This is a genomic window from bacterium, from assembly GCA_012517375.1.
Classification (GTDB): domain Bacteria; phylum Hydrothermota; class Tepidihabitantia; order B3-TA06; family B3-TA06; genus JAAYVC01.
The window spans coordinates 15,694-42,069 of sequence record JAAYVC010000022.1 but is presented as its reverse complement, the minus strand read 5'-3'; the positions used below and the strand labels follow the sequence as shown (position 1 = coordinate 42,069).

Sequence of the window (26,376 nt, the reverse complement as noted above, 5' to 3'; positions counted from 1 at the left end):
TTATCCCCGTACATCTTCATGGCTATCCATGTGATATGGGTGAAATCCTAAGCCTGGCAGAATATTCAAGTATAGCCGTGATAGGAGACGCCGCACATGCAATAGAGTCCAGATTCAAGAACAAACACGTTGCAATATTGGGCGACGCCGTCTGTTTCAGTTTTTACGCAACCAAAAACATCACAACAGCTGACGGAGGAATGATTGCAACGGATAGGGATGATTGGACGGAAAGATTGAAGCTTATGAGGATGCACGGCGTTACGCGGAGCGCCTGGAATCGTTTCAAGGATGAGGGATTTAAATTCTATGATACGGTTGCACCAGGTTACAAGTTGAATCTCACTGATTTGCAGTCTGCGTTGGCCATTCATCAGATGGAAAGAATTGATCTTAGCTGGAAAAGAAGAGATGATATTTGGGGAAAATATTCCAAGGTTTTTGGAAATATGAGGGGAATCGAGATACCGCCCGAACCGAAAGAAGGCAAACACGCTAAACATCTGTATCCTTTAAGACTTGAGCTTGAGAAGATAAGGATAGACAGAGACCATTTCGTGGAAGCTCTCAAGGCTGAAGGCATTGGTGCTGGCATACATTTTATTTCTCTTCACCAGCAGACTTTTTACAGGAAAACCTTCGGGTTTAAGCCAGAAGATTTTCCTTGCGCTGCAAAAATATCCGATAGAACCATCTCTCTACCTCTTTCTCCAGCATTATCCGAAAAGGACGCAAATGATGTAATTGACGCCGTGGCAAAACTCCTTGATTATTATGCTCGTTGATCACAAAGTATGGGATGAGGCATACAAAAACTCGCCGTGGAGCACTTTTTTTTCTTCCTCTCAATGGCACAAAGTCACTCAAGATCTGGGCAAGGATGCAAGTTTTGAATGGAAGGAAATTGTTACTCCTTTGAGAGAAATCAAATTGGCAAAGGGATTTCTCAAGGGTTATGAGTCGACACTTCCAGGTGTTCCTTCGGGCCCGGTTGCCTTAAGAACACCGGAACGTGAGGTGATCGCCGAATACTGGAGAGAACTGGATAAAAGAACGCGAGGAAGGTTTCTTGTTCATCTCAGACCGGATTCACCATTCAAGAACACCGAATTCAGAACTGTGTTTATTAAAACCCATCTCCTAAAGATTAAGGACAGGCATAAGAAGATAAGTGAGAATCATAAGAGACAGCTGAGAAAAGCCCAAAAATCAGGTATTATCGTTGCACCTGCGCGAAGAAACGAAGACTTCAAAGCCTATCTGGAAGTTTACGAAATCTCTTTGGCAAGATGGAAAAAACGTCCGGCAAGGATCTACAAGGAGGATTTCTTCCGCCGCATCAGAGAAATAATTCTTCCGGAAAACATGGGGTGCTTCTTTATCGCATGGAAAGACAGACTTCCTCAATCCTGTGCATTGGTCTTTTTTGAAAAGAAAAGAGCCGTCTACTGGCACGGCGCAAGCATTGATGAGCCTTTAGCTGGCGCCGGACACTTTCTGCATTGGAGTATCATGGAAGAAATGGAAGCAAGAGGATTGGAAGTGTATGATTTCGGACCAAGCTCAGGGCTTGAAGGAGTTGAAAGGTTCAAGGAAGGCTTCGGCGCGGTAGCCGAAGAGCATTTGACGGTTGTCGGTCCGGCAAGAATCTTTGGCTCATACTTCATAAACAGCAAAACTCGATGATATCCGTAGGTCACTTCCACTACTGTTTTTTTGAATCATCGGAGACTTTCATATACCATCAGCTGTCTTACATGAAAAGGTACAGACCGGTAGCTGTTTCTCTGTTGTCGAAGAACCTGGACAAGTTTGTCTTTAATAAAGGGGTGTTGTACGAAACAGGAATCCCTCTTCCTCGACCTGGAATGCAATTCATCACGCCATTTCGATATATTTCCCTTAAGTTGTCGGCTGAATTATTCAAGAGAGAAAAGATATCCCTGCTGCATGCGCATTTCGGTACATGGGGTGCGTATTCAATGCCGTTGAAGAATATCCTGCGATTACCGATGGCGGTAACATTCTATGGTCAAGATGTTTCACTTCTTCCAAAAAGAGCAATCTGGCGAAGCCGATACGAGAAACTATTCAAGAAATGCGATCTTTTTTTTGCAGAAGGTCCCTTCATGAAAAAGGCATTAGTCGCCTTAGGCGCTCCTGCTGAGAAAATAGTCATTCAAAGGATAGGCATTCCGCTTGAAAAAATCCGCGTTCGTCAGCATAAGGGCATTTCAGGATTACCTAAGGCTTTGTGGGTTGGAAGAATGATAGAAAAGAAAGGGGTTCTCGATGCATTAAAGGCCGTTGAGATCCTGAGGGACAATGGAACGCTCATGGAGCTTCGAATAGTCGGCGACGGACCGGAAAGAGCTGCGGCAGAAAGTTACGTTGTATCAAGGAATCTGAAGAACATATCTTTTCTTGGTTTTTTGAACTACAATGATTATCTCAAAGAATTCGAAGATGCAGATTTCTTTTTAGCACCTAGCAAGACTTCCAAAGAAGGAGAAACAGAGGGGGGAGCGCCCACAACTATCCTTGAGGCTCAAGCGCGCGGTTTGCCTGTTGTATCCACAATACATGCAGATATCCCTTTCATCCTTCCCCCAGAATATCCTTATCTGGCCCAAGAAAACAACTGTAAAGATTTGGCGTCGAAAATAATTGACCTCCTAAAGGATGTTAAAGAATGGCCAAGAATCTCAAGAGAAGGCCGAAAATTCGTGGAAGATTTTCACGACATAAGATTGACGGTTGACTTATTAGAAAGATGTTACGATACTCTTCTAACAAAGAAGCATTAGTTATGAAAAATAGAGGTGGCTTCGCATCGAAAGCTGTCGGAACCTTTTTTACCCTCTCGGCTGTATCCTTACTAAACTTCATCACAAATCTAATACTTGCTCGAGTACTAGGTCCTGCAGGAAAGGGAATTATAACCCCGGCAATGAACATAGCAAGCATCGTAATTGCACTTGCGTCTTTGGGACTTGGAAACTCGGTTGCTTTTTTTATTGACAAGCCCCCATTTAAAGCCAAAGATGTACTCCTGACTTCCACGCTCGTTTCTTTATTGACAGGTTTAATTGCCGCTTTTTGCACCTGGATGACGATATCATTGACGGTTGTTGAAGCAACTGCAATAACAAAAACTTTTTTTTCAGGGGGAACCTTTTTTACCGTCGTCTACACTACTACTCAAAGCTGCCTGCTGGGAAGAAACCGCATAGGCGTCATGAACATCATCAATTTGATTTCGAGTTTCGTAAGAACCGCTTTGTGTACCATTCTCTTGTACTTAATCTGGCCTTCAGTCGAAGGTTTTGCTTTGGCCTACTTTGCAGCCCAAACCCTCAACGCAATACTTACAACAATACTCTCATTTAGAGAAACCGGCGTTCGAGGCGCAAAATTTGACGTTTCCTTTCTCATTAAAGCGATATCCTTTACCATTGCAGTATACCTGGCAAGAATAGCCCTTGAGACTAATGCTACTGTAGGAGTCATATTGCTCAAACAGTTCCGTCCGCCTGATGAAGTAGGATTACTTTCACAGGCAATGACTGTTTCAAATCTCTTGATGCTTATTCCACAAGCCCTTGCAATGGCTTTGTATGGTGCAGTAGTAGGAGAAAAAAACAAGGAACAATTTGCAGCTCGAGCAATACGGCTTTCTCTCATCGCTACGTTCGTAATTGCCATTATCCTGGCAGCAACCGCACCGTGGCTGATCCCGATCCTTTTTAAAAAGGCTTTTACACCAAGCATTCCCTTCTTATGGGCGCTCTTACCAGCAACCGTCGTATATACCATTCCACAGCTTTACACCTCACTTTTAATCGCAAGTTGGGGAAAACCATGGCACTTCTTTTCCGCAAGCGCAATTGCGCTCTGTGTAAACTTATTAGGCAACATCTTACTGTTGTCTCATCTTGGTCCGTGGGCTACTGTAGTTGCCTTTAGTGCGTCCGTCCTAGCAATGACGGTTTATTATATAATTTTGTTAGTCCGAAAAGGCGGCTTGAGATTCTCAGAAATATTTATTCCTCGACTTGATGATTTCCGAATACTTCTTCAGCGACTAAAGACTATATAAATCTTCTGTAAATTGCCGCTTCGTCTCTAATTCTCTCGGGCCAGGGCTTGAATGTTTTAAGTGCGAATTCCATTGATTTCTGCCCCAAATTTCTACGCAACGATTCGTCTTTAGCAAGTTTTTCGACACCCGAAGCCAGAGATTCGATATCGTCTGCAGGATACATAAGTCCGGTCTTTCCGTGCCGGATTATCTTTCCAGTACATCCCGCATCAATGGTTATAACCGGTTTTCCGAAAACCATCGATTCGATAACGGTGTTATTAAGATTAGATAAGTCCTGAGTAAAAAGAACCATCGTAGCACCCCGCAGGTATTCATACATTTTGAAACGAGAAACGCTACCTATTAATTTAACCGTGGATTCTACCTTTTCTTTCCTTATCAAATTACACAGCCTGGGCTTTTCAGGGCCCTCTCCCAGAATCAGGAATATCAATCCAGGCAATCTCTCCTTAAGTAGACTAGCTACCTTGACGATTCGATCCACACGCTTCCAGTCAACCAGACGGCAAGCAGTCAGAACATAGTTCGGCATCCTTTCATGACAAGGCATCAAAGGTATTACCGGTTCATAACCGTTTAACAGAAAATCGTATTTATTTGGAGATATCCCGAACTGAGCCGCAATAGCGTCTCCGCAAGTTCCATCATTCGTAAGAATAATATGATCAGGCGGATCACGCAACAAGGATATCAAGTCAAAGTACAATTCACGCCTCAGCCCTTTGCTCAAAAGTTCCAACGTAGCGCTTATCCCATAAAGTCTCGCCAGAGCTGGAACCCCCAGATACCGGGAAGCTTCTCTTAGGGCAAAAATGGTTTCAGAGGAATGTCCTACAATCAAATCGAATCTTTCTCGCGACCTCTTTAGCCATCTTAATACGAGATTCTTCCAACGCATAATCGCAGGAAAACGATAAAGGATAGCAATGCCAGTATCAAGAAGAAACCTGAAATCATCAAAGGGATTTGAAGGACGGATAAATCGCAGATTACCCCTTCTTTCATATTCGGTTGACCTGGAATGCCCCGGAGAAATATGAGTTACATCGAAACCCGCTTCAATCATAGCCTCAATTGAATACGCCTCGGACGGTGAACCTCCTGATTCACCCTGAGACCACATGGAGGACCAGGGTGATATAGACAACGCCTTCTTCAAATCACCTTTTTATATTCTTGCATGAATATATCTTGAAAGATAAGGATTAGTCAATGCTAAATCCTGTTTTCCCCCAATCATCAAGAAAACGCTTAATCCCGATATCGGTCAGGGGATGCCTGACAAGCTGACGGAAAACTGATGCTGGCATAGTGCATATATCTACACCCATCAACGCTGCCTGAAGAACATGCTCAACGTGTCGGGTGCTCGCAAAGATAACTTGAGAATCTATTCCGTAATTATCATATATATCGACTATCTTGCCTACTTCTTCAATTCCTTCATGACCAATATCGTCAAGCCTTCCGACGAAAGGAGAAACGTAAGTTGCTCCTGCGTTCGCAGCGAGCAAGGCTTGCAGGGGTGAAAAGACAAGAGTCATATTGACCGGAATGCCTTCTTCGAAAAGCATTGTAGTTGCCTTAAGCCCTTCGGGAACGCACGGTATCTTTACTACTATATGCTCTGAGATTTCCGAAAGGGTATTCGCCTGCCTGATCATCCCTTCCGTATCGGAGGCTGTTACTTCTGCGGAGACAGGACCTTTCACAATATCGCAAATCTCTTTAAGAAGCGAGCGGTAGTCGCCGCAGTCTTTTTCTCTGGCTAGCAGAGAGGGATTGGTTGTCACTCCATCAAGAATTCCCCAGTCCGCAATTTCCTTTATTTCTTTGATGTTTCCAGTATCAAGATAAAGCTGCATTAATACTCCTTCATTGCATGTGCCCGTAAGTTATTATCTTCAGACACCTGCGTATAATCGACTCCAATCAGCGCAAGTCCATTTGCCGGTGCCGTTATTATCTGACAAGGCTTGGATCGGCTGAATAGTTTTGGTATTGTTTCTAATACTATCCGCCCCCTTCCGCAGTCTAATATTACGCCTACTATCCTTCGAACCATCTTATAAAGAAATCCGCGCGCCCTGACGTCTATCTCAACTTCGTCAAACTTTTCCGAGACATCGATTGAATCAACCTTAAGACTGGTTCGCGGATCCTCCGCCTCGCAAAAAGCAGCATAATCATGGGTGCCTTGAAGTAAAGCGGCAGCCTCTCGCATTTTTTCAACGTTCAGTGAGAAATGATACTCCCACGCCGTATTTCTGCGAAGTGGAGAACGACCCCTAATAATTCTGTATCTGTAAAGCTTGGAGAATGCATCCCGCCTGGCGTCAAATGTCGGATTCGTCTCTTCGATGCTGCGAAAGAAAATATCCCTATCCAGTATTGAATTCAAAGCGTATCGCAAACGATAAGTGTCAAGGTGCCCTGTATAGTCAAATGACGCGACCTGACCCAATGCATGAACTCCTGCATCTGTCCTCCCTGCTCCAGTTATCCTTATATCATTACAAGTGATCTGCAAAAGCGCTTTCTCTATCGTTCCCTGGATAGTAACCTTATCCGGCTGGACTTGCCATCCGTAGTAGTTTGTACCCAGATATTCAATAACTGCTTTTAGCCTCATCGGTATATAATCACTGTTACGAGCGACACAACGCTCAATGACAAAAGGAACCAGCCAGGTTTCTTGGCTTCAATCTCAACAGGATGTGCAGTAATCGATTGTGATTTAACGAAAACCTCTGGAATCGCCTGAGGAATATCTCTCCATTTTCGGACCTTAGACAAATTTTCAAGAAAAAAAGGAACCGATAACAAGGAAAGAGCTAAAACCTCTCCTATCTGCGGCTTACTGAATATTTTTTTTGAAAGCTTTGCAACCCCCCAGACTAATTCTTCATGACTACAGATATGAACAAGAAATAGAGAAAGAAATATTGCAAAAGAAAGCCTGGCTCCAATCATTAGAGCTTTCCATAATAAATCAAGGCTTCCCGGTTGTGTAAGAGTCTTAGGATTTAGAAATGAGCTAAAACCCTCAGGCAGAAAAGTAATCCAATTAAAAACAACACTCAATAATACAAGAGGCATTGATAGTTTTAAGTAACGCAACCAAAAAATAATGCCTGTCCTGCCCAGCACAGAAGATACTACTATAATTGCTGCTGCCAGAATCAGCTCCTCCCATCTATTCAGAAAAGGAGAAAGGGCAATAAACATAGTGGCCGATGTAATTAGTACGGCTGGTGATATGGTTGAAAAAACCGTGTGAAGACGATTCATGATAAAAGAATAAGAAAAAGTATCAACTATGTCAACGCTTTTGTTTCACCCATGATTATTATTCCGATATTCCTTCCCTTTCCGGAATCTCTGCGATAAGAGTAGAACCGCTTTGACTCACAGTGCGTACACAGATTAAGAGATTTTGCTTCAAGAGCTCCAACGGAGTTCAGCAGAAATCTATTCGCGGATCTTAAGTCAAGATAAGTGTTCCCACGTTTCTTCTCAAAGAAATTCTTTGATTCCGGCCACAACCTTTCGTAGGCTTCTATTACGTCGCGACCAACCTTATAACAGCAATTACCGATAGATGGTCCAAGGGAGTATTTTATCATGTGAGGAGGCAGTTTTAAGGCTCCCTCTACGGTTTCAAGAAATCTCAAGACTATCTTTGATAATGTGCCTCGCCATCCGGCATGCACTACACCAATAAGTTTTGTTAGCTCACTCCAAAGGAAGATAGGAACACAATCTGCTACTTTGACGACCAGAGCAATACCCGTCATGGTTGTAAAACAGGCGTCGGCTTGTATCTCCTGGGGGAAATCAACCGATACAACGGTATCGGAGTGAGTCTGTTTCATGGTTACGATGGAGTCCGACAATCCAAGCGCCCTGATTTGCTCTGAAACTTGCGTATCATTCTCATTTGAGTCATTAAACGTAGTCTTGGTTGTGAAATAAATATGAATCCCTTCCTCAGGATTAAGATTGTAGAACCGAAATCCCTCTGATTCGACCATCACCCAATCGATCTTTTGGGGCGCACGCTTTTCCATTATTCCTCCGAATGTATATTAAGATGAATGTCTTTAGCAATAAGTTTCACGGTATTCTTCCCCCAGTAATTATCCTCGGCTATTTCGTATGCTATATCCAAGGCGCCCTTTTTGCCTGGTTCTAAAGTCAAAATGAGATCAGCCTTTCTAAAAGCCATTACAGGAAATGTCGCGCCTGATTTTCTAACGGTAAAAGCAAGATGATTTTTCCCGAACACCCTTGGATTTCCAACAATCTCGAGGCCTCTTGTCATAAAACACGGCTCAGGGTTTCCTATGCCGAACGGACTGAGTTTGTTGATGCCGTTTCGAATTTCATCGTCAATATCGCTGAGTTCTATCTCCGCATCTAGATTCAACTTTTGAATGAACACCTCTTCAGGAATCGAAGATGCATAAGCGTTGATGGATTCATTAAAAGCCTTGAACCTAGTTTGTTGCAGAACAAGTCCGGCAGCAGCCTCATGGCCTCCAAAATTACTGATTGTATCCCTGGCTGAGTAAAGAGCCTCGAAGATGTGAAACCCGGGAATGCTTCTGGCGGAACCTTTTAGTACACCGTCCTTTTCAGTAAAAAGGATTACGGGCCGATAAAACTCATCAACAAGCCTTGCGGCTACTATACCTAGTATTCCTTCGTGCCACTCGGGACTCTTGCAGATTATTACCTTTGTCGAAGGTTCAGCCATTATACTCTCGGTGAGTACCCTTGCATCTTCAAGCATTGCATCTTCCGTCTGTTTGCGAAGATTGTTGTGCTTATCAAGCTCTGTGACCAGTTTTTTTGCCTCAGTTTCCTCATCGGTAAGAAGAAGCCTTAAAGCCATCAAACCATCAGCCATTCGTCCTGATGCATTAAGGCGCGGTGCAATTCCGAAGGCTACATTTGAAGATGTTGCTGCCTTGCCTTTCATTTTTGCTATTTCAAGAAGTGAAGATACACCCGGTTTATCGGATTCTGATAATCTTTCAAGGCCGAATTTAGCAAAAAACCTGTTCTCTTCCTTCAGTGGAACTACGTCTGCAATGGTTCCCAAAGCGACTAAATCCAGATCATCGTTGACATCGTAATCGCAATTCTTGACCTGGCTCGAAAGGGCTGCAAGGAGTTTGTAAGCGACGCCCACTCCTGAAAGCTCCTGGAAGGGATAACGGGAGTCTTTTCTCTTGGGGTCAACAACAGCCGCAGCTTCAGGCAATGATTCCAAAGGTACGTGATGATCGGTAATTACAAGCTCAAATCCCTCTTCTTTAAGGATTCTTGATTCTTCAATCGCAGTCACACCACAATCAACAGTCAAAATGAGTGAAGCATTTATTCTTTTCGCCTCCTCGATTGATTTTATGGAAAGCCCGTATCCGTCTCGGATTCTGTGAGGAAGATAGAAACCTGCATTGAAACCCAGACGGGCTAAGCCTCTTATAAGAAGAGCAGTCCCTGATATTCCATCCGTATCATAATCGCCGTGAACGAGAATCTTTTCATTCCTGTCTCTAGCGGCAAGAAGCCTTGTCACTGCCGACTCCATATCGGGAAGAAGAAACGGATCATGAAGAATCTCCTCCGAAGGATTAAGAAAGCGTTTAATGGATATCTCGTCTCTTAATCCCCGCTTCCATAGCACTACAACGAGCAAATAAGGTAACCCAAGTTGTTTTGCCAGATCCTTTATCTTTTCACCTGGTATATCTTCGAATACCCAACGTGCCTCGCCAAGGCGAGCCAAAGACACTCCTTAACCTTCCATTGAGACGATTTCAAGCGAGATATCAAGGGCTCTTGCAGAATGAGTAATGTATCCCACGGAGATATAATCTACACCTGCTAGAGCTATCTCGCGAACGGTCTTCAGGTTGACGCCGCCTGAAGCCTCCGTCTCAATTCTGGAGTTGACTATCTTGACTGCCTGTTCGATGTTGTCTACAGACATATTATCGAACATTACTCTGTCAATATCTGAAAGACCAATGACTTCTTTCACATCCTTAATGCTCTTGCATTCTACCTCAATCTTGAGTCCCCTTTGTGTTTCTTTTGCGGCTTTAACTGCATTAGTTATCGATCCGCATGCAGCAATATGATTGTCTTTAATGAGAATCATATCATAAAGACCCATCCTGTGATTTATCCCTCCCCCGCAACGAACAGCATATTTTTCAAGGACCCTAAGACCAGGAGTGGTCTTCCTGGTGTCCGTAATCTTTGCCTTAGTGCCCTTGACTGCATCCCTGAATTGAGCTGTAATAGTCGCGATTCCTGAAAGCCTCTGGAGGAAATTTAGCGCTGTACGTTCAGCTGTAAGAATACCGCGCGCGGATCCGGACAGTTCGGCTATTCGCTTGCCTTTCTTTATTCGATCGCCATCGCTGTAGTCAAAAGTTATTTGACTGTTATGATCTACCTGTCTGAAGGTTTCATTAGCTACCGGAATTCCGGCAAGTATTCCGTCTTCTTTGCATAAAATTATGGCCCTTGCCGACGCTTTTTCAGGAATCGTGGAATTAGTGGTTGCATCCCCTGTCCCTATGTCCTCAGCTAACGACCATTTTACTATTTCACGGACCACAAGATCAAAGGATCGTTCACTCATATTCATTATTCTAAGCTATTTACGCAAAAGGTCAACAACAGAGGTTGACGGAATAACTAGATAAGATATACTATTATATGAGTCGCTTTAAGGTGATTATCCGCGAGGAACCTGAAGGAGGTTATACAGCCTGCGTACCCTCTCTAGATGGATGTATTTCCTACGGTGAAACCATAGAAGAGGTGCGAATGATGATCAAGGATGCAATAGAATGCTATAAGAAATGCTTGAAGGAGCACGGTGACTCTTCTTGCGACGATTCGAACTGCTATGTTGAAGAGATATCTGTGAATGATGAATAAAATCCCAGCCTTGAAATCAAGAGAAATAATGCGCATACTGAAAACTGCAGGTTTCCATGAAGATCATCAGTCTGGAAGCCACGTTATAATGCATTCTACAGATAAAAACACAAGGGTTTCGGTACCGTTTCACAGACGCGATCTGCCTGCAGGTACAGTCGAAGCGATACTAAAAGCGGCGCACATCAAGCGCGAAGAAATACTGGCTCTTATCTATTCGTGAAAGACTTCAAACTAACTACAGATCTCGTTCCCAAGGGTGACCAACCAGAAGCTATAGGACAACTTGTGGAAGGCTTGAACAAGGGCGTAAGACATCAAACGCTATTGGGTGTAACAGGGTCAGGTAAAACGTTCGTAATGGCAAATGTAATTGCACAAGTAAACAGACCAACTCTCGTTATGAGTCCCAACAAAACGCTTGCAGCCCAGCTTTATGGTGAATATAGGCAGTTCTTTCAGGAGAATGCCGTCGAGTTCTTCATATCCTACTACGACTACTATCAGCCCGAAGCGTACGTTCCTGAATACGACCTTTACATAGAGAAGGAAGCTGATATTAATGAAGAAATTGAAAGACTTCGGCTTAGATCTACCGCTTCACTACTTGAAAGAAGAGACGTTATCATAGTTGCATCGGTATCGTGCATATACAATATTGGCGAACCACAAGAGTTTGCCGACCGCGTTAAGATGATAAAGGTGGGACAGGAACTGGATAGAGACGAACTCCTTTCTGATCTTGTCCGTGAGCAGTATTCTAGAAACGACTACGAACTTAAGCGTTCCTCCTTCAGAGTAAAGGGTGACGTGGTGGAAATATGGCCCGCTCACGAAGACATAGCACTGAGGGTCGAGTTCTTTGGTGACGACATAACGTCAATTAAAAGATTCGACGCCGTATCAGGCAAGATCAAGGATGAACCCAAAAGCGTAATGGTTTTTCCTGCCCGGCATTTCATGGTTTCAGAAACCTCTCTTAAGGACGCCCTAAAGGCGATTCACGAGGAGATGGTGGAGCGTGTTTGCGAACTGGAAAAGGAAGGTAAGCTCCTGGAAGCCCAGCGCCTGCGTACAAGAACAAAATATGATATAGAAATGCTCAGGGAAGTCGGATACTGTCCAGGAATCGAGAATTATTCAAGACACCTTTCGGGACGGCCGGCTGGTTCCAGACCATGGTGTCTTTTGGATTACTTTCCAAAGGACTATCTTATCATTGTTGATGAATCGCACGTTGCAGTTCCGCAAATAGACGGCATGTACAAAGGAGACCGCATCAGGAAGGAAAATCTTGTAACTCACGGTTTCAGGCTTCCTTCCGCTCTGGATAACAGACCTCTCAAATTTTCCGAATTTGAAGAGCTTGCCGGTCAGAGAATTTATACCTCAGCGACTCCAGGCGATTATGAGCTACTCAATTCAAAGAACAGAGTGATTGAACTTGTTGTAAGACCTACAGGATTGGTTGATCCTCCAATGGTAATAAGACCAACTGCAAATCAGGTCGACGATCTCATCGAGGAGATACGTACAAGGGTAGAGAGAAACGAAAGGACATTGGTTACGACACTTACAAAACGAATGGCGGAGGATCTAGCCACCTATCTTGCTGAAATGAATCTCAAGGTTCATTACATGCATTCTGAGATAAACGCGATAGAACGTGTTGACCTGCTGAGAGGTCTCAGACTTGGTGATTTTGACATTCTTGTAGGCATTAATCTTTTAAGGGAAGGTCTTGATTTACCTGAAGTGTCACTCGTCGCAGTCCTTGACGCCGACAAGGAAGGATTCCTGCGCGATGCTCGTTCATTGATTCAGACCGCCGGACGAGCAGCAAGGAACGTAAACGGCCTCGTTATCCTTTATGGAGACAAAATAACAAAATCCATGCAAGCCGCCATTGACGAATCCGAACGCCGTCGCAAGAAACAGATAAGATACAACGAAGAAAAAGGTATAACTCCCCAGACCATAAAAAAATCAATAGAACAGGTGCTTGCTACAACAGGAGTCGCAGACGGCAGAAAGACTACTGAGATAGACTTAAGCAATGAACCTAAGAACGAAGAGGATCGCGTTGAAATGATTTCAGAACTTCAAAAGCTGATGAAGGATGCTGCAGAACAGCTGGAGTTTGAGAAAGCGGTCGTCTACAGGGACAGGATAAACGAACTAAGACTCAAGATAGACAAAGAGATTCTTAAAAAGAGCAAAGGGAAATAAAGACATCTTTAATAATGCTTTTTGATTATAAGCGCAATTTATAAACTTAACATGCGCTATAAGGATCATATTAAGTTTTACTTCGATGTTGTTAAGAAAAAATCAAACAAGTAATTCTTTACCTTGACAAATAGCTTGCTTTTTAGTATTCTTACGTCTTTATAGGAGGCATTAATCGCAAGTACAAGAGGTAACTCTTTCAAAACAATAAAAAACTGGATATCGAAACGGATTTCGGAAGAAGATTTCGAGCTATTTCTGGCTAAAATGCAGCCCGATGCTGCAAACACTCTATCAAAAGCCGAATCCAGATTGTGGTATCCTCTTGAACATCTTACGTCAATTTACGAACATATCGTAAGTGAAATAGGGGGAGGCGATGAATCAATACTTGGCGAACTCGGTAGTTATCTTGCCGAAGTCGACCTCGGCGGAGTTCTTAAACCGCTTGTCGCATTTGTTTCAATTCCTAGTGCGCTAAGACGAACGCCTCATCTATGGCCTCGTTACGACGATTCAGGCGAATTCCGCCTTGCCGTGCTTGATGAACATCAAAAAAAAGCGTTACTAGAGCTTGCTGACTACAACGGTGGAGCCCTTCATTGCGTAATAATAAAATCCTGGCTCAAACGCGGATGCGAGCTGCTGGGCGGAAAGGAAGTCTGTGTTGAGGAACTAAGCTGTCGTTGGCAGAACGGAGGGCAAGTATGCCGATGGGAATTAAAGTGGCACTAATTACTTCTTTGGCATAACTTTCTTCTTGACAGTCTCATGCAATGCCAGTTTTCTTCAAAAGAATGGATATTTGTTCAAAATCAATGACACGGTATGAAGGATTGTTTCTTTGGCGATAAGGGGCGCTATGCCTTGGTGGTAAAGAGTCCAAATTATCAAGATGTACCGGTTGGGATTCTAATTGATGGGATAGACTCTTGCTTCTTTTTTCTTTATCAGTTGTAATTTTTTGAGCTGAAGTTACAACACAATCAAACAATGATGCCGGCGATATGCCTATCTCCTTTGACGGTCTTAAATTCATTCTGTACAGTTCTCCGTCAGGAGAAATAGACTCGGCTAAAGGTTCATTATTGACAATTTCTAAAGAATTCCATTCATCAATAAAAAAACGGCGGGCTTTGTCAATATTGCCAAGCAGATGTTGTGCGCCGTATAATGCCTGAAGAATCAGTTTCATTTTATCTCCTTCTTCAAGCGCTCCGTGGAGAATAGTCTGGTCCGCGAGAATATCAGCAAAGGAAGATGAGAAGATTAAATCTTCTCGCAAATCAAGTGATTCGCTTTGAGCGAATGAAAACCTTGGATCTTTTAGAGTAATATCGGAATGAATGACGCTTATCTTGGCGCGCTTGATTCCCCGTATTTTTTCTTCAAAAAAAACAAGAAGCCGCATGTATGCGCGTTCTCTGGCTGAGGGTTTTAAGGAGCCAAGTATATAGTTAGAAATGACTCTTTTCCCGCATGAGTAAAAAATGCTCGAAACAGGAAGAGTTCCGCCCATCCAGGGCTCAAGCCATAAGGTTAACTCTTTCAAGAGTTTTTTCTCAGTTTTAGCGGATAACGATAAACTTTTCGTTTACCGCTGTACGCAATCCTGCAAACCTTTCATCCTCGCCCTCGGCGCTCAATCGGTAAATATACACGCCGTTAGGTAAGGGTCTGCCCTGGGCGTCCAATCCGTCCCATGGATAGAGATTGAATCCTGATGGATAAGAAACAGCAGGAAGCTTTCTGAGAAGTCTTCCACTGATTGAGAATATCTGAATAGAAACCTTTGATGCCACGTTTACTTCAAAGGTAAAATCCGCAGAAGAGGATACCGGGTTAGGATATACGAGCGCATCCTTGATTTCAATACTACTGATTGAGGAAGAAAATACATTCAACTCGTACTTAGATGTATTTCGGAGATTATCAACCGCATAAAGGATAAGCTTATTTTGTTCACTGCTTAGTTCTACAGGCAGAATTACCCTACCCTTAGATGCAGCTTCGCCGCTCTCAGTTTCATACTCGAAATAGGAAGCAAGTTCTGTTTTTTGGTCATTTATCATGATGCTGAACGGGTTTCCGCCACCAAGTCCTACACCTGGAAGCCCGGTAAGATTAATACCGGATGGATCCTCGAGCTCAATCTCCAGAGTGAAGGACGAAGGCACCGTATCACCGTCAATGAGTTCTTTTGAGTTAACGATGAAGCTGGCAAGTGGACCTTTATGATCAGAAGATGTTGACGAACCGGCCAAGACCCCAAGGGAATCATATCTGAAGACCTTCAGGGAGTCATCGGTTGCACACAATATATACCAATAAGCCAGGCTGCCTTCCCTGATTCCGGTTGGTACGAGAAACTTAAGGATTTTTTCACCGCTTGAGAGAGCCCCCTCCGAGTAATACAATAGCTCTCCTTTGTGATTGTACGTCTGAGATGAACCTTCGGCGGTCTTTTCGAACCAGCTTCCGTAAGCCGAAGCAAACCAACTGCCGTTTGCCATGTTGGAATTGAAGGAAATCTCAGCCGTATCTGCGGTCGTAAAATCAACCGGCGTAGAAGAAAATGATCCCGTTTCAGGAAACACTAGGCTCGTTCCCGGATCACCAAAAAGAATGTACATCTTGTCAATAGGCGTAATGGCGAAGAAAACGTCACCCAGATTGGCATGTTTGAGATTCCGGAATGTGTTGACAAGACTATCTGCAAGTTTCTCGTTGTTCGTAGGCCCTGTACCTTTGGTTGCTGCAATAGATGCAATAGCTCCTTCTGAGTTTCTTACCAGTTCTTCTGCAACGCATTCCCAGCGCGTATCTTCGAATCTTCCGATACCGCATGAGCAGAACATAGCTAGAGGCAGTTTGCTTCCGTTTGATACTGCAGGCACATCGGTTGTTAGAAAAACCTTCTCATGCGTTAACTGATCGCCCTTACCGTGTCCGAAATAGAACCACAGGAGAGCGCCCTTGTCAAGCGCATACATCAAGGCGTCATGGGCGCCAGGTTTAAGTCCCCCGACAAACGAGTAGTCGGAAAGATAAACCTTAACCGGATCGAACTCGGGATATAAAAGCTCTTCTAGTTTCTCACAAGCCGAAACGTGATTGGTAATATCATCCGGCTTAGACAAGCTTCCCTGGTAGAAATCATCTGAAAGAAGGAGAACACGTGATGACCAGGCTTCCTTAGGCGAGGATTCGTATCTTTTTATCTTGTCAAGAATATTCCTGGCTTCGTTATTGTCTCTAGCCGTAATACGGCTTACAGACATTTCAGGGAAAAAGCCTTTGTCGTCGAATTCAACAAACCAGCCGTCTTCAGCTGCGCCAGACCCGGTCAACACGTTGGGATCGAGAAGATAATCTTTAGTGTGAATAAGAAGATACTCGGGTCTTGAACCGTACCCCCAATTGTTCTTGTAATCGTATGTTCCGTCACCAAGCAGCAGAACGTAGCGCGGTCTTGCCAGTCCGCTCGAATACGCGTACGAAAGAAAATGTCTTAAAGCCTGAGGCTCGGCAAGTCCGTAACCGAAATCCTGAACAATATCTTCAATGTTTACCGCTTTTACTTTAGGATCGGCTACCCCTTTAATCTCCAGATTATCATTGCGGTAATCTTTATATTCATTAGCGGCATCAAAATTCTCATCTGTCGAAACGATTATGTAATCTACCCGCCAGTCTTCAGTCCATAACGTACCTGGATTAGCCATAAGCAGAGACGGCGTCTTAATACCTTTGTTGTCGGCTATCCAGAGAGGGATGCTTGAAGAACTCCGCGGATTGAATGTCAGTTGGCTGTTTTTATTCTCCCAATCCGTTAATAGAACAGGATCTTGAGGATCGGAGAGATCGAAAAGATAAGGTGTTGCATTCAAGTCATCGATTCGATAGTTCTGGTCCCCTTCAGTTACTACCCAGTATGGATTCTCGTTGAAGGATAAGCTCCTATCACCAACAATCCGTATCCAATCAGGATAAAATCCCTTGTAGCCATCTCCGAAAAATTCAACTATGAGATTCCACCGATCACTAGGTTCTATCTCCGGATTTGAAACCGAGTAATCCGGATCCGATATCACGCCGTTCGTTATAAGGGGACGATAATCAAGAGTATCTGATCCGACCAGCAACCGGAACCCCCCTCCTGCAGAATCTGCATAAGCCCTGAAAGTGAATGTGTCGATTTTAGTGATTCCTTCAAGACTAAGCGTAAAGCTGTCACGCAGAATGGATGTGTTCTTCTGCATGCTCTTCCACAACCAAAGAAATCCTGAACGAGCCGGGCATTCCTTGTCTTCCTCAAAGTGAAGGACGCTTTTCGCAGATGTCAAAGGGGCATCTTCTGAGACGTATGCAGGCCGGGTTTTAATCCTACTTCCTTTTCCGGTTCCCCAGGTCAGCCAATATACATTTTCCTTTACATAAGGATTTACTTCGAATTTGCGCTCGGTGTAATTCCAGTGATTGGCACCCTGCCCGAAGAAAATCATGAAATCGGAACGATCGAACCTTCCGTCACCTTCTCCATGAACAAAACAAGGCAGCTCTGAAAGAGTATCGGGGAATGGTTCTTCAGGCGAACTCTTGCGGGGATAAAGAATCTTGAGGCTAGAAGGGTCTATCTTTGAAGGATCTACCCCTGCTTTTCTTAATTCCGTGAACCCGATTTTATAAACGCCATCCTCAGGCACGGTTATTTTTATCCAATTGCCGGACTCTGAAAACGGGTTATTGATTTCAGCTGCAGATTTTATTTTCTCTGACTTGACCTGTTCATAGTTTGCAATCGCACCCTTGTAGATTTCATCAAACTGGTCTTCCTCGAAACGAGACATTCCTGCATTTGCTCCAAAGGAGATGTTGATGTCTATATCGTACAGGATAACAAGCCGGCGGTCTTTTGAAAAGTATCTGAGTGGTGTTATTTCAACAACCGCGATTCGATAATCTCGCCACCTGGTCACATAGTAAGCTATGGGGGTCAGGGTATCAGCCCAGCCGGCGTTGTCTTTGACTGCAGGACCAATTCCAGGCATGGTGTAGGTTTCAAGCTCAACTCCATCCAGCTCCCTGCGAGAACCTATTGAGTAGTTGAAATTTACCTCGCCCTCTGGAGGTAGGCCCACAAGCAATCTGTATCGCGGGAGCGCCGGACCGCCCGGTAGGCCTATCATCTCCGCATCAGGGTATACTTCTTTGAGGTTTATGCGCGAATGCGACTGCAGTAGATTTATTTCCCGGCTATCTGATAGTTTGATTTCGACTCCGCCAGGAGTCTGGCTAACTACTTGAGGTGCAGCAATAGCTGCCGTTGTTGCGTAGAACAACAAAATTGTTGTAATCCTTCTCATCTTACTCCCTTCGGCTTTCTTGATTTTTGTCAATAGTCTTTTCAGAAAAGCCATTATTATGGGACGGAATTAATATCGAATTCGTCAACAATCGTTCTCTGGATTATAAGGAGTGGTTTTATCGATACAAGGTAGAATTCATTCGATTTTTGCTTTATCATACAAAGGCTCCGCAACTCCAACCGTCTCCCTTCTAAGTGCCGCTGTTATAGACGAAAAACTGAAGGAAAGAAACCCTAAGGAATAAAGGATTATAAAGGGTAGAATAGCAAACTGGAGTGTAAGCAAGGCATATACCGCCGTTGCAGCGAGATATAGCCCCAGAATGAGCTCTATGAAAGTCGAGATACCTAGTTTGGTCTTATAAGATTTGCGGCTTTGAGCGTTGTTACGATCCTTGATGTTATACTTCGGGGTGCGGACAAACTCGGAAGCCTTGCCTAAAAAACCCTCGATGACTGCAAGGGTATTGTTGACTGAAAGCGCCATAACCGTTGAAACAACAAGCGGAATAGCAAGGATTCTAGATTTCCAGTTCTTATAGGAATCCTTTTGGGCAAGCAGGTATAATCCAAAATAAGGTAAACCGCCTATCGAAAAAACGCTCATAAAAGCGAAGTAGGGCCTGTAATCGATCCCTGAATTGCGTACGAGAAGCAGGGGTAATGTCAAAATAGCCAGAAGGAACATCATAGGATATACAAGATGCGCTGTCAGATGCATTACAGCCTCGAACTTTCCTATAAGCCCCAATTTGCTCGTAAGGATATCCGGCAGAAGCTTACGGCCTGCCTGTATGGTTCCTTTTGCCCAGCGAAACTGCTGAGATTTGAAGCCTGCAACGTCAACAGGCAACTCGGATGGGCTTCTCAAGTCGTTAATATAAATAAACTTCCAACCTTTAAGCTGAGCCCTGAAACTCAAATCGACATCTTCAGCCAGACAGTCGCCATCCCAGCCTCCTGCATCCTCTATTGCCTTCTTGCGCCAGACGCCTGCGGTTCCGTTAAAGGTCATGAAATGCTTGTAACGACAACGCATATCTTGTTCCACGGCAAAATGCTGATCGAGCAGAATGGCTTGCGCTCTTGTGAGTATTGAATAATCGTAATTTAGATGCTCCCAGCGGGACTGAACCACCGCCACATTAGAATCCTTGAAGAAAGGAATGGTTTTTTTGAGGAAGCTCTCAGCAGGAAGAAAGTCGGCGTCAAAAACAGCTACGTACTTAGCTTTTGTCTTTGAAAGACCTGCAGTCAGCGCACCTCCCTTGTAGCCCTTTCTGTCAATACGATGCAAGAGTTTAATCTTGAACCCTTCCGCTTTGTATTTATCCACCGCACGTCGACATATGTCAGTTGTCTCGTCTGTTGAATCGTCAAGAACCTGTATCTCAAGTTTAGAACGAGGCCAGTCCATCTTTGTCACCTGTTCGAGAAGCCGCTCAACAACGTATTTTTCATTGTACATCGGAAGCTGTATGCAGACCAATGGAAAGTCTGAAGATGCCTCAACGCTTGGTCTATCCCTGCGCCGCGCACGAAGATAGTAAATAAACATTATCCAAGCATGGAGAGCGTAAACGGTAAGAACAATCATTACCACGGCATAGAGAGCAAGCACCAAATCGAACTTCATCTAAGCTTCACCTCATTTAAAAAAGTCATACTGCCTTTCATGGGTTTTCTGAGTTTCACAATAAGGGCTAAGGCCTCCTGATATGTCGACACATTCGCAATTCTAACGAAATCCATCTTGGTGTCAATCGGAATTACTTCGTATAAAACGCCATCCACAACAATACCTAAATAATCGAAGACACGCGAGTTGGGTTCAGCTTTAGCAAGCGCTATATTGATTACCGGCCTGCTCAAGGAATCGAATTCAAGTCCTGCAGAACGTATCTGCGGCCGGGCTACAGTATCCTGGATGTAGAAAATATCCGTAGCCTGACCGCGAGTATTAATGCGCTCCCCGCCGCCTTCAAGATTCAATCCGAGGATATAGAGCCTGCCCGTTCCTGCAATACTGCGGGCAAGAGCCTCATCAAGAGGCAAGGCTAGTGTTGCCGTAAGCTGATCTTGTGAAACCCGTATCTTTGATTTTCGACCAAGTTCTCTAAGACGCGAGTGCATGACTCGACTTGCATTGGACGCAGGCACATTCTCTAGGGAATACGAGACGCTGAAATTCGAAGCGTAAGGCATGTCGATTCCCCTTCTTTGATTAACGGCTCGTATCTTGAAGTTAAATGCAATGTCGGAATCATTTGACAATCCCCTTATTTCCTTTGCAAGAAGCGTTCTGCCGTCGACAAACAACTCACCAGAAAACTTCTTCTGAAACCCGGGATCAAGATAGGCGATGTTCGGCTTGAATGAGAATTTAATAGTCCTTCCTTCGTCGGATTCAAGAGTAAATCCCTTGTAATTTCTTGTAAGAAGGGCGTCCCGAATAACCCTATCTACTTGTTCTACGATTCTTGCTTCCTCGCTTCTCTGATGTGGAAGCCATTGACCGTCTTCCCTATCGAGTTCGTAGTCGCCTGCGGCTACAACATCAAGAACCTTTTCTTCATCGCCGAGTTTCCAGGTACCTTTGAAGCGCAAGGCGTCAGGCATGACTACTGAACCGTGACCGTCGACTGAGAAGGCGAGTGTTTTCCTTCCGATACTGTAGTCGAATTTGAATGAACGCTGATTCTTTAAGCCGTCCCATGCATAGTATGGTATCCGCTCATAAGTCAAACCTTCTGGAGGTCTTACTACTGATGCACAACCGGAAAAAACAACAAGGAAAGGAACAAGCCACCGCTTCAGAATTGTTTTCTCCACAATCAAAAATCAGCTCCTATCCTGAAGTGTACGCGCCAGACATCCCAGCCCGTAAGAGCGGGGTCCTCTTTTTGGTAAGGCCTTGCAAAATCGAGCTTAAGCATCCAGTAGCCAAGAAGATATCTTAGGCCTGCGCCAAAACTCGCCTTAAGATCAACCAGGCGTCCATTCGAATCCCAGAGAACGGGCGGTTCCTCATCCCACGCAAAGCCTGCATCCGTGAACACTACTCCCCTTAAGTCGCTCAACCTCAAAGGAAGCGGGAATGACAATTTCAGCAAATCAACAAAAGGAACTCTAAGTTCCAGGTTGGAGAAGAGAACCTTGGAACCCACTGAAGGCAGGTATGGATTGTATCCCCTGACATCGTAGGGACCGCCGAGTCCGAACCATTCGTGATCATCGCCGAAGCTTGCTCCTGCAACCGTCCTGAGCGCAAAAGATGCCTTTGGAGTGACAGCCAGGTACCCCCTCAGGTCGGCGAAGGTCGTCTGAAATATCTTTGGAGAAAGAAAAGAAGTATAACCCTCGAGCCGCAGTCTCAAGCCCCTCATCGGTGTGGAATATTTCCAGAGCGCATTGTCGAATACAAGTGCGCCAGTCCCTTGGAACAGCGGATATGTGTATGTTGTATCGTATTGACAGTATAACTGGCCTAGGCTGTCGTAATAGCATCCGTAGTATTCATGATTGGTTACCGCCATTCCGTCAAGCCCTGTTTCCAGCCTGAAAAACTTATTGAAAGGGAAGGATACCAATGCGCTTGCCCCTCTTCTTGCGCTCTTGATATAGTCGAACGTGGTATTCGATACCCAGTACATGTAGAAATCGGCGAGCTGATACCCGCCGAAAGCCCAGTCTATTCTTCTCTTGAAGTTCCAGTAAGTAACGGCAATATCCGAATAGAGAATGTCTCCGTAAAGTTCGGCATCTACATATATCCTGTGATCGCCAAGCATATCGCTTATCCCCAGGCTGAAGCTTCCCTGAGCGCCGTACAGAGAGGAGTATGCGCCTGTACCGTAGATGTAGTCGGCAGAAAATCTTGGTTTGTAGGGTGTAAGATCTTCCGTAGTAATATCTTCGTTAGAATAAGCCATCAAGGCATGATCTTGCTGATCCTCTACCTTGAAAGTATCCTTAACTGGTTCAAGCCCTCCTATAGTGCCGTTGAGGACCGCAACGTCCCATCCTGAATTGTTGTACAGAAGAAATGCGGCTTTACCCGAAGCCGCAGGAGAAAATTCCTCTATCTTGTCGAACCAGTCGGTAAGCTTGACCGATGTGGAATCGCCTGCCGCGATTCTGTAAAGCTGGAAACCTGCTCCTACAAAGAATAAATCTCCGTTAACGACATGGGGAGAGGAGAGATTAGCGTATCTTGGGGATATCCTTTTAATCCTGCCTGACGGCGACAGCTCAAATAAGGAGTAGCTTCCGATTGTCCAGACACTGTCCCTGTCCGGCCTGTCGGAGATGAAAATCACGGTATCGCCTGAAAAGGAAGGGTCCTTTTCTTCATATGCATCGAAGGTTAGACGGTCGACTTTTCCCGAAGTAAGATTGACTGAGTAGAGATCGCTTTCACCTTCATTTATGCCCACAAAAACGACCTGGCTGCCGTCCGATGAAACAACGGGTGAATGAGCATCGTCAACCTTCAGTTTAAAGCGCTTCTTTACCTTGGCGTCTGAATAATCAATCATCAAAAGTACAGGCTTCTCCTTTGAAAAACCGATTACGGCCAGATTTGATTCATCCGGTGACCATGCCATATTTCTTCGAAGCAGAGGGAGGCGTTCGAACGTGGCCGACTGTCCTGCCCTGAGGAGTTTCTTCAAGGGCTTTCCGTCAAACCCGCTGATGACGTTTATAGTAATATAGTCATCCTTACTCGACGCATAAGCTATTTTCGCACCTGTCGATGAGATAGCGACGCTTCCATTGTAGTAGGAAAAATCCTTCGCGTGATCGGTCAAAAGCCTTGCCTGGATTCCTCTCTTATCCAGCCTCGCAACCTCAGGCCAGTAGCGCATTCTCAGCCAATTCATCCACTCTTTGCCTAAATCCTTAACGTTCATTCCAAAGACCTTCTCGAAAGCCGCATCCATCCCACGTCTTATCTGAAGCTCGTTAAGAAGCTCGAAAACCTTCTTGCGACCGTAACGGTCCTCAATGAAAAGAAAGACAGACTCACCCTGCCTGTAAACAAGATACCCTCCCCAGTATTCGAGTTCCTCGAGGGGTATTATGTTGTTGTTAAGCAGTAGATCTCTCATGAATGCGTCCTCTTCATCGCCGCCGTGAGATGAACTAAACTCGGCTGAACCTTCCATAATCCATAAAGGCGGAGTAAATCCGGGTATTATGGCGAAAAGATTCGAGAGCGTCAGGGAGTAATACAGCTCGAACTGAAAAATATGAGCAAGCTCGTGCTGAAGAACTTGCCTGAGTTCGGAATACGAACCAGAGAAAGGAACAACAATGCGATTCTTGAACGTTTCCGAGAAACCGCCGACAGCCTCCTCAATAGGTTCAAGGATTATATTTGTAGATGCAAAGTCGGGCTGGGATTTGTAAATGATAACAGGGATTTTGACTTCAAGGCCGAACCCGAAATCCGCAGAATGGCTTTTGTAGGCTTCTTCAAGTATATCTCCTGAAAAATGCGCAAGTTGTTCTCCGCCCTCTTCTACATAGACGGAAAAATGCTCTGTTTCATAGGTATAAGTAGGGGTTACCTCACGCTGAATCTTGTTTTTCTCGTAGTAATACTGCCCAAAGAGCGGAAGAGCAATCCCCACAATACAAACCATAACCCGTATTCGTCTAGACCACATGATTTCCTCCGAATTTTCTGCTGATAAAAATCATATTTTTCAAACTTTTAGGATAATAAATCTTTTGGATTTTTTTCTTGATGCCGAGTCCTATTTCATCCATACTTTAATTAATCGACCGTAATCGTCTTGGAGATATTACGCGGTCTGTCAGGATTGCAGCCCTTTCCGACGGCGGTTCTATAGGCAATCATATACAAAGGTACCGTGGCAAGTATGGGCATAAGTACAGGGCTCGCGTCCGGAAGCTGAAAGTACAAATCGCTGTCTGCTTCGAGTTCCGGATCGCTTGGACCAATTGTTAAGACCCTCCCCTTGCGCGTTCTGACTTCATTCACGTGAGAAAGTATGTAGTATTTTTCAGGAGCTGAAGCCACGAAAAGCACTGGATAGCCTTCTTCAAGCCTGGAGATAGGTCCGTGCTTGAACTCTCCTGAGTACATACCCTCTACGTGAAGGTATGTTATCTCCTTCATCTTCAACGCTCCTTCCATCACGACAGGATAGCTCATCCCGTATCCGAGATAGTATGCATCAGGCCACAAGGATAATTCGTCCGCGAACGATGCGACCTTGCTCTCGTTTTGAAGAACCCTCTGCAAAAGACCTGGAAGCGTAAGAAACTCCCTCGCGGAAAGCCCGTTCCCGCCCTTAAGCTGTGCCGCTCTTAGAGCAAGATAGAGAAGCGCTATGACCTGGTTCACGTAAGTCTTAGTTGCCGGAACCGCTATCTCCAGATCGGAAGCAATCGGGACGACATATGTTGAACGCATGGCAAGTGTGGAGCCTATGTTGTTAACGAGAGAGATAACCTGCGTTCGATTCTCGATTACATCAAGTACATTTTTAATATCTTTCGTTTCCCCGCTTTGGGAGATCAAAAGAACGACGTCCTTTTCACCCACGCAATCCGGGTATTTTTCGAGAAACTCCGATCCGAAAGACGCGGTCACAGGTATCTTGGCAAGCCGACCGAAGTAAAATGAACCAAGTAGTCCAGCGAAATGAGAAGAGCCCGCGCCCACAAAGAAAACGCGTCTGGCGCTTGTAATTTTTTCTACTACAGTGGATGTGTGCTCAGCCTTGGGAAGATACCGAATGACTTCCTGCGCCTTGGATGGAATCTCGTGAATCTCCTTAAGCATGAAGTGCGGAAAGTCACCCTTCGAAACCTCCTCCGGAGTAAGGGTCAGTATTTCGCTTTCCCTGTTTAGAGGGATATCCACGTTGTGAAGATCGTAAACGGCGTGATTGTCGGATGTAAAATGAATAAGCTCCCCATCTTGAAGCTGCATGACGTTGCGCGTGAGGTCGAGAATTGCAATGAGGTCGCTCGAAACGCAGCGGAAGCCTTCGCCTATGCCGAAGAAAAGGGATGAACCGCTTTTTACTGAGACGAACCCGTCGCCGTCGAGCGTCGTGGCGACGTAGGCATAGGCTCCTTTTATTCTCGAAGACGCCTCGCGTGCCGCCTGTCTCAGGTTTTTCGTTTCATAGAACGGAGACTCAAGAAGGTGAAGGATTACTTCGCCGTCGTTTTCGCCTGCAAGATTGTGACCGGCGGAAGATAACTCCTCGCGCAAGTTCCTGGTATTTATTATGTTGCCGTTGTGCGCTCCGACTATGAAGCGTTTACAGTCGTGATGGGGCTGGGAATTTTCCTTATTGGGAAAGCCGAATGTAGCCCAGCGCAGCTGAATGATGCCGCGCTGGCCGGTCATATGCGAGAATCCAAGAATCTCGTTCAGCTCTTCGACCTCGCCTGCGTCCTTACGAAGGTCAAGCTGACCGCTCTCAGAGATTGTAGCGACACCGGCTGTATCGTAGCCGCGATATGCAAGACGCGTACCTGCTCGATATAGAATCTGACCAAGATCCGCGCGCTCTTTATTAAAGGAGATTGCAAAGAATCCACACATTGGGTTTAATGATAACTAGCCCGGAGCGGTTGTCAAGGCAGCCAAATTCTGCTAAATTCCCGACCGCCGGTTTCGTAGCACGAATCTTGGAATTCGTATGCCAAAACGTGGTCACGTTTT

At 44.8% G+C, this 26,376-nt stretch carries 21 protein-coding genes; 8 read left to right on the top strand and 13 right to left on the bottom strand.

All coding sequences use genetic code 11. The annotated features are described in order from the left end of the window. From GX441_02765 to GX441_02750, 4 genes are all read left to right on the top strand, one after another. A partial coding sequence (locus GX441_02765; GenBank protein NLI97565.1) for a UDP-4-amino-4,6-dideoxy-N-acetyl-beta-L-altrosamine transaminase occupies nucleotides 1-785 on the top strand: 785 nt, incomplete at its 5' end. Next, nucleotides 775-1,686 (top strand): GNAT family N-acetyltransferase, encoded by a 912-nt coding sequence (locus tag GX441_02760; protein NLI97564.1) that lies wholly within the window; start codon nucleotides 775-777, stop codon nucleotides 1,684-1,686. The genes GX441_02765 and GX441_02760, both read left to right, overlap by 11 nt. A 71-nt stretch (nucleotides 1,687-1,757) precedes the next feature. Beyond that, nucleotides 1,758-2,807 (top strand): glycosyltransferase, encoded by a 1,050-nt coding sequence (locus tag GX441_02755; protein ID NLI97563.1) that lies wholly within the window; start codon nucleotides 1,758-1,760, stop codon nucleotides 2,805-2,807. Between the two features lie 2 nt (nucleotides 2,808-2,809). Beyond that, on the top strand, nucleotides 2,810-4,099 hold the full coding sequence (locus GX441_02750; protein NLI97562.1) for an oligosaccharide flippase family protein: 1,290 nt from the start codon (nucleotides 2,810-2,812) through the stop codon (nucleotides 4,097-4,099). Here the strand turns inward: GX441_02750 and GX441_02745 are convergent. The 7 genes from GX441_02745 to nadC are packed head-to-tail and all read right to left on the bottom strand — an operon-like array spanning nucleotide 4,092 to nucleotide 10,772. Then, nucleotides 4,092-5,264, bottom strand: a complete 1,173-nt coding sequence (locus tag GX441_02745) for a glycosyltransferase family 4 protein (GenBank protein NLI97561.1) — start codon at nucleotides 5,262-5,264, stop codon at nucleotides 4,092-4,094. The genes GX441_02750 and GX441_02745 overlap by 8 nt on opposite strands. Nucleotides 5,265-5,310: 46 nt before the next feature. Continuing rightward, nucleotides 5,311-5,970 (bottom strand): fructose-6-phosphate aldolase, encoded by a 660-nt coding sequence (gene fsa / locus GX441_02740; GenBank protein NLI97560.1) that lies wholly within the window; start codon nucleotides 5,968-5,970, stop codon nucleotides 5,311-5,313. Continuing rightward, nucleotides 5,970-6,737 carry a tRNA pseudouridine(38-40) synthase TruA gene (truA, locus tag GX441_02735; protein ID NLI97559.1) on the bottom strand — a complete coding sequence of 256 codons (768 nt, stop codon included), beginning with the start codon at nucleotides 6,735-6,737 and terminating at the stop codon, nucleotides 5,970-5,972. The genes fsa and truA overlap by 1 nt, the downstream gene beginning before the upstream one ends. Then, on the bottom strand, nucleotides 6,734-7,396 hold the full coding sequence (locus GX441_02730) for a hypothetical protein (GenBank protein NLI97558.1): 663 nt from the start codon (nucleotides 7,394-7,396) through the stop codon (nucleotides 6,734-6,736). The genes truA and GX441_02730 overlap by 4 nt, the downstream gene beginning before the upstream one ends. Nucleotides 7,397-7,422: 26 nt before the next feature. Then, nucleotides 7,423-8,175, bottom strand: a complete 753-nt coding sequence (gene pgeF, locus GX441_02725) for a peptidoglycan editing factor PgeF (protein NLI97557.1) — start codon at nucleotides 8,173-8,175, stop codon at nucleotides 7,423-7,425. Then, nucleotides 8,175-9,902 carry a single-stranded-DNA-specific exonuclease RecJ gene (recJ, locus tag GX441_02720; protein NLI97556.1) on the bottom strand — a complete coding sequence of 576 codons (1,728 nt, stop codon included), beginning with the start codon at nucleotides 9,900-9,902 and terminating at the stop codon, nucleotides 8,175-8,177. The genes pgeF and recJ overlap by 1 nt, the downstream gene beginning before the upstream one ends. A 9-nt stretch (nucleotides 9,903-9,911) precedes the next feature. Continuing rightward, nucleotides 9,912-10,772 (bottom strand): carboxylating nicotinate-nucleotide diphosphorylase, encoded by an 861-nt coding sequence (gene nadC, locus GX441_02715; GenBank protein ID NLI97555.1) that lies wholly within the window; start codon nucleotides 10,770-10,772, stop codon nucleotides 9,912-9,914. Between the two features lie 71 nt (nucleotides 10,773-10,843). Between nadC and GX441_02710 the strand changes: the two genes are divergently transcribed. The 4 genes from GX441_02710 to GX441_02695 all read left to right on the top strand — a co-directional run bounded on the left by GX441_02710 (nucleotide 10,844) and on the right by GX441_02695 (nucleotide 14,032). Continuing rightward, entirely contained in the window at nucleotides 10,844-11,068 is a 225-nt protein-coding gene (locus tag GX441_02710) for a type II toxin-antitoxin system HicB family antitoxin (GenBank protein ID NLI97554.1), read from the top strand. Between the two features lie 28 nt (nucleotides 11,069-11,096). Further along, nucleotides 11,097-11,291: a type II toxin-antitoxin system HicA family toxin gene (locus tag GX441_02705; GenBank protein NLI97553.1), complete on the top strand. Its 195-nt coding sequence runs from the start codon at nucleotides 11,097-11,099 to the stop codon at nucleotides 11,289-11,291. Next, complete coding sequence (gene uvrB, locus GX441_02700; GenBank protein NLI97552.1) at nucleotides 11,288-13,297, top strand: excinuclease ABC subunit UvrB; 2,010 nt, start codon at nucleotides 11,288-11,290, stop codon at nucleotides 13,295-13,297. The genes GX441_02705 and uvrB overlap by 4 nt, the downstream gene beginning before the upstream one ends. Nucleotides 13,298-13,564: 267 nt before the next feature. Next, nucleotides 13,565-14,032 carry a hypothetical protein gene (locus tag GX441_02695; GenBank protein NLI97551.1) on the top strand — a complete coding sequence of 156 codons (468 nt, stop codon included), beginning with the start codon at nucleotides 13,565-13,567 and terminating at the stop codon, nucleotides 14,030-14,032. A gap of 34 nt (nucleotides 14,033-14,066) precedes the next feature. On the opposite strand, the gene GX441_02690 is transcribed toward GX441_02695, so the two are convergent. The 6 genes from GX441_02690 to glmS all read right to left on the bottom strand — a co-directional run bounded on the left by GX441_02690 (nucleotide 14,067) and on the right by glmS (nucleotide 26,256). Next, nucleotides 14,067-14,816 carry a hypothetical protein gene (locus GX441_02690; protein NLI97550.1) on the bottom strand — a complete coding sequence of 250 codons (750 nt, stop codon included), beginning with the start codon at nucleotides 14,814-14,816 and terminating at the stop codon, nucleotides 14,067-14,069. 49 nt (nucleotides 14,817-14,865) lie between these two features. Further along, nucleotides 14,866-18,717 carry a T9SS type A sorting domain-containing protein gene (locus tag GX441_02685; GenBank protein NLI97549.1) on the bottom strand — a complete coding sequence of 1,284 codons (3,852 nt, stop codon included), beginning with the start codon at nucleotides 18,715-18,717 and terminating at the stop codon, nucleotides 14,866-14,868. Between the two features lie 84 nt (nucleotides 18,718-18,801). Further along, nucleotides 18,802-20,301, bottom strand: a complete 1,500-nt coding sequence (locus GX441_02680; GenBank protein NLI97548.1) for a glycosyltransferase — start codon at nucleotides 20,299-20,301, stop codon at nucleotides 18,802-18,804. Further along, entirely contained in the window at nucleotides 20,298-21,497 is a 1,200-nt protein-coding gene (locus tag GX441_02675) for a hypothetical protein (protein NLI97547.1), read from the bottom strand. The genes GX441_02680 and GX441_02675 overlap by 4 nt, the downstream gene beginning before the upstream one ends. A gap of 2 nt (nucleotides 21,498-21,499) precedes the next feature. Further along, complete coding sequence (locus tag GX441_02670; GenBank protein ID NLI97546.1) at nucleotides 21,500-24,337, bottom strand: BamA/TamA family outer membrane protein; 2,838 nt, start codon at nucleotides 24,335-24,337, stop codon at nucleotides 21,500-21,502. A 110-nt stretch (nucleotides 24,338-24,447) separates the two neighbouring features. Further along, on the bottom strand, nucleotides 24,448-26,256 hold the full coding sequence (gene glmS, locus GX441_02665) for a glutamine--fructose-6-phosphate transaminase (isomerizing) (GenBank protein NLI97545.1): 1,809 nt from the start codon (nucleotides 26,254-26,256) through the stop codon (nucleotides 24,448-24,450). Between the last annotated feature and the right edge of the window lie 120 nt (nucleotides 26,257-26,376).